Annotated in this window: 5 protein-coding genes and 1 pseudogene; 2 read left to right on the top strand and 4 right to left on the bottom strand. The window is 38.9% G+C overall.

Annotation, left to right across the window (positions count from 1 at the left end; all coding sequences use genetic code 11):
• The first annotated feature begins 522 nt into the window (after positions 1-522).
• The gene (locus tag EZ456_RS24685) at positions 523-1503 is read left to right on the top strand and encodes an acyl-ACP desaturase (protein WP_131534853.1); all 981 of its coding nucleotides are present in this window, start codon (positions 523-525) and stop codon (positions 1501-1503) included.
• 60 nt (positions 1504-1563) lie between these two features.
• Here the strand turns inward: EZ456_RS24685 and EZ456_RS24690 are convergent, their stop codons facing one another.
• The 4 genes from EZ456_RS24690 to EZ456_RS24700 all read right to left on the bottom strand — a co-directional run bounded on the left by EZ456_RS24690 (position 1564) and on the right by EZ456_RS24700 (position 8896).
• Positions 1564-4959 (bottom strand): methylmalonyl-CoA mutase family protein, encoded by a 3396-nt coding sequence (locus EZ456_RS24690; RefSeq protein ID WP_131534855.1) that lies wholly within the window; start codon positions 4957-4959, stop codon positions 1564-1566.
• Between the two features lie 147 nt (positions 4960-5106).
• Entirely contained in the window at positions 5107-5256 is a 150-nt protein-coding gene (locus EZ456_RS25210) for a VOC family protein (protein ID WP_165501410.1), read from the bottom strand.
• Between the two features lie 623 nt (positions 5257-5879).
• Positions 5880-7538, bottom strand: a complete 1659-nt coding sequence (gene pafA / locus EZ456_RS24695; RefSeq protein WP_131534857.1) for an alkaline phosphatase PafA — start codon at positions 7536-7538, stop codon at positions 5880-5882.
• A 68-nt stretch (positions 7539-7606) separates the two neighbouring features.
• The gene (locus EZ456_RS24700; protein WP_131534859.1) at positions 7607-8896 is read right to left on the bottom strand and encodes a bifunctional folylpolyglutamate synthase/dihydrofolate synthase; all 1290 of its coding nucleotides are present in this window, start codon (positions 8894-8896) and stop codon (positions 7607-7609) included.
• Between the two features lie 299 nt (positions 8897-9195).
• Between EZ456_RS24700 and EZ456_RS24705 the strand changes: the two are divergent.
• Positions 9196-9402: pseudogene (locus EZ456_RS24705) on the top strand (IS1182-like element ISMsp1 family transposase); the annotation flags it as partial.

Genomic DNA, 9402 nt, shown 5'->3' on the forward strand with positions numbered 1-9402 from the left:
TCTTAAAAGAAACCCTTCAGCAGGAATGCTCAAGGGTTTTCTTGGTTTATAAGCATTCTGTTTGGCCTATTCTTTGTTTGCTTACCATTAAGCAGTTAAGAAAAATTAAGGGACTGGATATATTCTTCTTAATGTCCTGAATCCCTTAATGGTAAAGGGAATTGTAATAGCGGTTATTTCTACCATTAAGCAGTTAAGAAAAGTTAAGTTTCTAGATACAGGACTAGACCACATAGCCCTGATGGAAGTGGGCACGGAGCCAATTCTTCATTGGCGAAGTAAAACGGACAGCAGGACGGAACCCAAGCTACATATTACAACTATTGCGCTCCAAAACATCAAATATTTAATCATCTGGATTATGCCTAATACCTAAGCTAAACTATGCTTTTAACCATTTAAAGGGTATGTTGAAAATTTCAACTATTTTTAAAACTGAATTCGTGCTAAATATGTTAATATGATAAGGTTTGCCATAATATTTGGTTATCTTTGTTTTTAACAAAAATATAAGCATAAGTAATGAGTTTTTTTGCAGATAAAAGAAGGGAAGTAATGGTGCATATTGAAAAATATATGCTGGAGTCGATGGGAACTTATTTGAAACCGATCGATACCAACTGGCAACCTTCTGATTTTTTACCAGATTCTACGAGTGAAACATTTTATCAAGATATCAGAATTTTAAGGGATAATGCAAAAGACCTTTCTTACGATTTAGTGGCCGTTTTAATTGGCGATACCATTACTGAGGAAGCTTTACCAACATACGAATCGTGGTTAGCCATGGTTGATGGACATAGCAAAGATGAAGAAGGTGGTTGGATGAAATGGGTTCGCCATTGGACTGCTGAAGAAAATCGTCATGGTGATTTGTTAAATAAATATTTATACCTGTCAGGCCGTGTAGATATGCGCCAAATGGAAATCTCTACGCAATATCTTATTGCTGATGGTTTCGATATTGGTACTGGTCATGATCCATACCGTAACTTTATCTATACTTCTTTTCAAGAATTGGCTACCAATGTATCGCACAGAAGGGTAGCTTCATTGGCAAAAAAAGATGGTGATACTTTATTATCTAAAATGTGTGGAGTAATCGCATCAGATGAGGCTAGACATGCAAAAGCTTATAAAGATTTCATGAACCGCATTTTCGAGGTTGATCCTAACGAAGCGATGTTGGCTTTTGAAGATATGATGCGTAAAAAGATTGTAATGCCAGCACATTTCTTACGTGAGGTAGGTTTGAAAATTGGTCAAACATTTGGTCACTTTACAGATGCTGCACAACGTTTAGGTGTTTATACTGCGATTGATTATGTTGAAATTATGCAACAGTTGATTGAAGATTGGAAAATTGAGGGTATGCGTGATTTAAATGAAGCTGGTGAACAAGCCCGCGATTATATTATGGCTTTACCTACGCGTTTATTACGTGTTGCCGAGAGAATGAAAAACCCAACTATAGATTATAAATTTAGCTGGATTGCTGGTTAGGATATTAACTTTAGTTTAAATTATATGAGCCCTTATCAAATCGATAAGGGCTTTTTTTTATTACATGTTTCTTCTATACTGGCCGCCAACTTCGTAAAGTGCATTACTGATCTGTCCTAACGAACATATTTTACATACTTCCATCAGTTGCTCAAAAATATTATGGCCTGCTATGGCCGATTTTTGGAGTTGTTTTAAGAGATCTGCTGCACGGTCTGCGTTACGATCCTGAAATTTTTGCAATGCCGAAATCTGATATTGTTTTTCATCTTCCGTAGCGCGGATTACTTCACCTGGAACTATGGTAGGTGAGCCATTCTTATTTAAAAAGGTATTTACACCAACAATCGGATATTCGCCTGTGTGTTTAAGCGTTTCGTAATATAGACTTTCTTCCTGGATTTTACTACGCTGGTACATCGTTTCCATAGCACCTAGAACCCCACCACGATCGTTGATGCGTTTAAATTCGGCAAGCACAGCATTTTCTACCAGATCGGTTAATTCTTCAATGATAAAGGCACCCTGCAATGGGTTCTCGTTCTTAGCGAGGCCCAATTCTCTGTTAATGATCAATTGAATGGCCATCGCTCTCCGAACAGATTCTTCTGTAGGTGTGGTAATGGCTTCATCATAGGCATTGGTGTGTAATGAATTACAGTTATCATATATTGCATATAGTGCCTGTAAAGTGGTACGGATATCGTTAAAATCGATTTCCTGTGCATGTAAGGAGCGGCCAGAAGTTTGGATATGGTATTTAAGCTTCTGTGAGCGGTCATTTCCTTTGTATTTATTCTTAATGGCTTTGGCCCAGATTCTTCTAGCTACGCGGCCAATAACGGCATATTCTGGGTCGATGCCATTTGAGAAGAAAAAAGATAGATTAGGGGCAAAGTCATCAATATGCATGCCTCTGCTTAAATAATATTCAACAAACGTAAAACCATTGCTTAGGGTAAAGGCAAGTTGCGAAATGGGATTAGCACCCGCTTCTGCAATATGATAGCCCGAAATAGATACCGAATAGAAATTCCTAACTTTTTCATCAATAAAGTATTTCTGAATATCACCCATCATCCTTAAGGCAAATTCTGTAGAGAAGATACAGGTATTCTGCGCCTGGTCTTCTTTTAAAATATCTGCCTGAACGGTTCCTCTAACCGAACTAATGGCTTTGGCCCTTATCTTGGCATAAACATCGGCGGGTAGAACTTGATCGCCGGTAACTCCTAAAAGCATCAAACCTAAGCCATCATTTCCTGCTGGCAAAGTACCATTGTATGATGGTCTTGGTATATTTTTCGACTTATAGATTGCATTAATTTTATGCTCGACTTCTTTGGTTAAATCATTTTCAATAATGTATTTTTCACATTGTTGGTCGATTGCCGCATTCATGAAAAAGCCTAATAACATCGGGGCTGGACCGTTAATGGTCATGGATACCGAGGTTGACGGCGCACAAAGATCAAAACCCGAATAGAGTTTTTTAGCATCATCCAAAGTGGCAATACTTACACCCGAGTTTCCGATTTTTCCATAAATATCGGGGCGGATATGTGGATCTTCACCATAAAGGGTAACAGAATCAAAAGCGGTAGATAAGCGGTGCGCCGGCTGGCCTAAAGAAACATAGTGGAAACGTTTATTCGTTCTTTCGGGGCCACCTTCCCCTGCAAACATGCGAGTTGGATCTTCTCCTTCTCTTTTTAGTGGGAATACGCCAGCTGCATATGGAAATTCACCAGGAAGGTTTTCGGTTAACAGCCACCTTAAAATATCGCCCCAATCTTCATATCTTGGTAAAGCGACTTTCGGGATATTCAGTTTTGAAAGTGATTCGTAAAATAAGGGTTGTTTAATCTCTTTATCGCGGACTTTATAAATGAAAAATTCCTCTTTATAAGCTCTTTTGGTATCAGGCCATTGGCGTAATAAACGTTTGCATTCGCCATCTAATTGTTCTTCGAAGTAGTGGTAAGTTGCATTTAAGTTTTTTAACATCTCTTCCTGTGAAAATCCCTCTGCGACAGGGGAATTATTATCGCCTAGTAAATCAATCACACCTTTCAGTTGATATATTTTCCGGGCGATAGTTGCCTGTTTATCTACCCATTCGTTGTACGTTTGACTTGCTTCGGCAATTTCTGCCAAATAGCGGATTCGATCGGGGGGGATGATGTAAATCTTCTCTGATTGATCAGCCGTTAATTCCATTTTGGCCTTAAAATCGGTTCTGGTTTTTACCTTGATCTGCTCCATTAAGGCAACAAACAGGTTGTTCATGCCCGGATCGTTAAATTGCGAGGCCATAGTGCCATAAACTGGAATTTCATCATCCTTGGCATCAAATATATTGTGATTACGCTTATATTGCTTGCGCACATCTCGCAAGGCATCTAAAGCACCTCTTTTATCAAATTTGTTAATAGCTACCAGATCAGCGAAATCTAACATGTCGATTTTCTCCAATTGTGTAGCGGCACCAAATTCTGGGGTCATTACATAAAGCGATACATCACAGTGTTCGGTAATTTCGGTATCTGATTGACCAATGCCTGAGGTTTCTACAATAATTAAATCGTAACCAGCGGCTTTGCAGATATCGATACTTTCCTGTACGTTCTTCGAGAGGGCAAGGTTTGCCTGTCTTGTAGCTAATGAGCGCATGTAAACCCTAGGATTGTTGATCGCATTCATCCGGATACGATCTCCCAATAAAGCACCTCCGGTTTTCCTTTTTGAAGGATCGACGGAGATAATCGCTAAGGTTTTATCTTTCACTTCTACCAAAAAACGGCGTACCAGTTCATCTACCAATGATGATTTTCCGGCCCCACCGGTTCCGGTAATACCCAAAATGGGAGCGGTGTTATTTTTTGAGCGCTTTTTTAATTCATCAACAAACTTCTGTGCACCTTCGGGATCATTTTCTGCAACAGTAATGGCTCCGGCAATGGCTTTAATATCTTTTGTAGGTATGGTTTCGAGCTCGTTAGTGATATTGGCTTTGGTGATGAAATCGGTTTGTATTAGCATATCGTTGATCATGCCCTGCAAACCCATCCTACGCCCATCATCGGGAGAGTATATTTTAGAAATTCCGTAGGCCTGGAGTTCTTCAATTTCTGAAGGTAAAATTACGCCACCGCCACCTGCAAATATTTTAATATGGCCCGAGCCCCTTTCCTGCAGGAGATCGTACATGTATTTAAAATATTCGATATGTCCGCCCTGATAAGAAGTCATTGCAATGCCCTGAACATCTTCTTGAATGGCACAGTTTACCACTTCATCAACCGATCTATTGTGACCAAGATGGATAACTTCAGCCCCTGAAGATTGAAGAATACGACGCATGATATTAATGGTTGCATCGTGTCCGTCGAAAAGAGAAGCAGCGGTTACAAAACGGATTTTATTTTTAGGTTTATAGATTTCTACTTGTTGCATACTATGGGATTTTAGGGTCGGTATGCGCTGATGACCGATCCTTGTTTCCAAATATATTTGGTACGCAAATGTACTAAAATAAGCAGCTTAAACAGCGAATACCTTATACCGTTATGGCTTTTGGTTCAGCTATAAATCTTGCCCAAACTATAGTAAATAACCGTTCTTGTCGTAAATGGCAAACTCTCTTATGCCGTATTCGAAATCTTCGAACGGATAACAGATTTTGCAGGCATCTTTTGAGCTTTTCCAGAGGGTTTCTACTTCATTTGTTTTAATATAAAGTGAGCCACTCATGATCGATTTAGGAATATTGCGATGCTCGTTTGGGTACAGAACATGATTTCTATCTCATCTTTTCGGAGGGTTAACCAACTCAGGTCATCGAATTTTGTTTCGCAGGTGAAGTTTAAAACTTCTGTATAGAATTTTAATGTTGCCAGCATATCATGCGACTCGAGCATTGATGTAAGTTTGGTTGCGGTGTAATTTGACATCATCTAAAATAATAAAAAGCGCAATTTTTTACCATATACGATATTAGAGGAAATGTAAGCCTTAGTTAGATTGATATTTATTCATAAGGATTAATTTATTCCTTTGCAACACGCAATCGTCATGAGGATTCGGGTTTTTAGAAAAATATTGGATTGGCGATGCGATTTACATACTGGAGCGTCATTCCCAACTTGATTGGGAATCCGTAATGCCATGGTAGAATTTGTAGCTTGCATTAAGATTCCCGCCTGCGCGAGAATGACGACCGTTGCTCAGAATCTTTCGTTGGTAATTTATTTCAGCATCTTTCTGCAAAAAATAGACCCTGATCCCGATGTGAAAATCGGGACAGGGTGACGACTCTAGTTTATATAAATCTCTCTAAAATAAAAAAACTATGCTGGTGGGCATAGTTTTTTGAATTATTTATCGGTAATCTCGGTGATCGGTTCTCCAACATTACCATTTGGCATTTGAATATGGAGCAGTGCAGCCAGTGTAGGTGCAATATCGGTCATGTAATGTGTTTTATTAGATGCTCCAGCTTTGATTCCCCAGCCCATAAAAACCAATGGGATATGCGAATCGTACGGGTTCCAGTTTCCGTGCGTGGTACCCGTATTAGTACCATTAAACCAATTTGGGTCTAAAACATAATAAATATCTCCGCTTCTACGGGCGTTGTATCCGTTGGTAATCATTTTTTTCTGGATTTCCTGAATTGTAGATTGTGATATTTTAGAAATATCAACTGCGTTTTGGAACCCATCCAATCTTTTTAGGAACTCTACAGATGCTGATTTGATCACATCGAAACTCACATCGCCTTTGTCGGTTTTATCATGATCGAAAATGATCTGATTATTCATCGATCTTAAAACAACATTGTTTACCTTGAATTTATCATTCAGGTAAGCATTTAATTTGTTTGCGATATCGCGGTCACTCACTACCCCTGAAGGCAATTTGTTCTCTTGCATAAAGCCTGGTACATGGGCAGCGCCATGGTCGGCGGTTAAAAATATGGTATAGTTTCCTTTACCTACTTTTTTGTCCAGATAGTTGAAAAACTCTTCGAAATCTTTATCTAAACGTAAATAAGTATCTTCTGCTTCAACTGAATTCGGACCGTAAGCATGACCAATATAATCGGTAGATGAACAGCTCACCGCCAAGAAATCGGTAATGTTGTCCTGTCCTAAATCTTCAGAAAGAATCGCCAATTTAGCCAGATCTAAAGTGATGGTATTGCCATAAGGCGTACTTCTGATGGCATCGAAGTTTTTATCGATGTTTTGAGTAAGCTGGTGTGGGAATGTACTTGCTTTACCTTCGTAAGCTTTCTCATCTGCGGTGCTGTTTACATAAGTATTCATTGGGTACAACGTTTCCCAGTTTTTTGCGTAGAACTTGTTCGCTAATTTCAGCTTATTGTAATCGGCAATCCAGGTTGGTACTTCTTTCATGTAATAGGTACTGGTAATCCAGTTTCCGGTGCTACCTTGATACCAATATGCAGCATTTGCCGCGTGGCCAGCTGGAAGGATCGAACCCCTATCTTTTATTGAAATGCCAATTACTTTACCTTTAAAATTCGTAGCTAACCTCAACTCATCAGTAATGGTAGTGGTTAACATGTTTTTTGGCGACATATTGCCTTCAGAAGATGGCGTACTACCAACGGTTGATACAGTTGAATCTTCCGTACAGTACACGCCTTTTTTGGTTTCAGGATCATACCAGTCATTACCAATAATACCATTAACAGCCGGAACCGAACCAGTATAAATACAACTATGGCCACATGCAGTATAAGTTGGCGTATAAGGGATAAATGTATTTTCTACCGAAAAACCCTCATTGATTAATCTTTTAAAACCACCGTTGCTATAGCGGTTATAGTAGCGGTATAAATAATCCCAGCGCATTTGGTCAACCACTAAGCCAACCACCAATTTAGGGCGTGCAACTTCGGCGGGAAATGCTTTAGTGGGTGCTGTGGTAGGTTTTTTAGTTTGAGCAGAAGAGAGCGAGATCGAAAAAATAGAAATGGAAAAGATTAGACAGGATATTTTCTTCATTGTGTTTTAGTTAAAGGGCTAAAGTAATAACTTTTAGATGAAGATATTTTGAAGTTTATGTAAAGATTTTATATCGCTTCAGCTACCACAAATGTACTTCCACCAATAAAAACCAAATCTTTAGGGTCGGCTGATTGAATGGCGTTTTCTTTCGCTTCAGCAACAGACGCATAACTGTTTCCAATTAAATTAAATGTTGCGGCTTGTTCTTTAAGTTCATCGGCTGCTAAACCGCGCTCTAAATCTGGTTTGCAAAAATAGTAAGCAGCATTTTTTGGCATCAGGGATAAAACTTTCGAAATATCTTTATCTTTTACCATTCCAAAAACAATGTGCAGGTTTTGATAAGGGGTTTGTGAGATGTTTTTAATTACCTCGGTAATTCCAGCTTCGTTATGGCCGGTATCGCAAATAACTAAAGGATTTTTAGCTAAAGTTTGCCAGCGTCCTTGCAAACCAGTCTGTTTTTTAACCTGGCTTATTCCTTTATAGATTGATTCGTGATCAGTTTTAATTTCTGTTCTTTCGTTCAGCACAGCCAGCGTTTCTAGAACGGTTAAAATGTTTTTGTGCTGATAAACGCCAGTAAGATCGCTTTGAAGATTTTTGTATTTAATTTCCCCTTCCTGATAAACAGATAAGGAAAGTTTGTTGTTCCTGATTTTAAAATCTTTTGCGAATAATACGCTATCTGCAAAAACAATTGGTGCAGCTATTGTTTTTGCCTTGTTTATAAATACTCGAGCAGATTCTTCTTGTGTTTCGCCAATTACAACCGGAATATTCTTTTTAATGATACCTGCCTTTTCGCCAGCAATTTCTGTCAGGGTATTGCCCAACATATTCATATGATCGAGGCTGATATTGGTGATGACTGAAATTTGCGGGGTAATGATGTTGGTCGAATCTAACCTTCCGCCTAAACCCACTTCAATTACAGCTACATCTACCTCATGTTTTGCAAAATGATCGAATGCCATGGCAACGGTGACCTCGAAAAACGAAGGCTCAGTTTTTTCGATCAATTTTTGTTGATCTTTTACGAACGATACGACTTCAGTTTTGCTCATCATTTTTCCGTTGATGCGGATGCGTTCGCGGAAATCTTTTAAGTGGGGAGAAGTGTACAATCCGGTTTTATAACCCTGCGATTGCAGTACGGAGGCCAACATGTGCGAGGTTGATCCTTTTCCATTTGTACCCGCCACATGGATACTTTTAAACTTATCCTGAGGATTATTTAAAGCTTTGCAAAGGAGGATGGTATTGGTTAAATCTTTTTTGAAAGCAGACGCGCCAACTCGGGTAAACATTGGGAGTTTACGGTATAAAAAATCAAGCGTTTGTTGGTAGTTCATAATATGCATCAAATATAAGTTGACTAGCGTTATTATGGAATGAAATGAGAAGATTTCTTCTGAAGTTTTAAAGGACTTTGCGTCGGGAGACTTCTTGTAGGGATGATGTGCAGTCTGATGTTACCATCTGACTGGTAATCAGGTTATAATTGGTGATAATTGTTTGTCGAAAATTTTGATATAATTGCTAGATAGGAGATAAGTCTTGGGGCTGACTAAAAAGGGTATAAGAAAGTACAGCCGTTGCTTGAAAAAGCAGCGGCTGTTTAGTAAATTTAAGTGCGAAAGAAATTTACTATATGGCTAAGATACAAAGTTCAGCACAATTCAAAAGCTACCAACCTCAACAAATTCTATTATTACCTCCTTCGCTTGATGAGTTAATCGAAGAACATGATCTTGTAAGGGTGGTTAACCTTGTTGTTGATTCGCTGGATATCAGCGGGCTGATCAACCAATACAAAGGCGGTGGAACAACAGCTTATCATCCGCGGATGTTATTGAAG

The organism is Pedobacter psychrodurus (assembly GCF_004331735.1).
Classification (GTDB): Bacteria; Bacteroidota; Bacteroidia; order Sphingobacteriales; family Sphingobacteriaceae; genus Pedobacter; species Pedobacter psychrodurus.

Coding starts and splice junctions, on each gene's coding strand:
- EZ456_RS24685 (WP_131534853.1), top strand. CDS start 523: ATGAGTTTTTTTGCAGATAAAAGAAGGGAAGTAATGGTGCATATTGAA.
- EZ456_RS24690 (WP_131534855.1), bottom strand. CDS start 4,959: ATGCAACAAGTAGAAATCTATAAACCTAAAAATAAAATCCGTTTTGTA.
- EZ456_RS25210 (WP_165501410.1), bottom strand. CDS start 5,256: ATGAGTGGCTCACTTTATATTAAAACAAATGAAGTAGAAACCCTCTGG.
- pafA (WP_131534857.1), bottom strand. CDS start 7,538: ATGAAGAAAATATCCTGTCTAATCTTTTCCATTTCTATTTTTTCGATC.
- EZ456_RS24700 (WP_131534859.1), bottom strand. CDS start 8,896: ATGAACTACCAACAAACGCTTGATTTTTTATACCGTAAACTCCCAATG.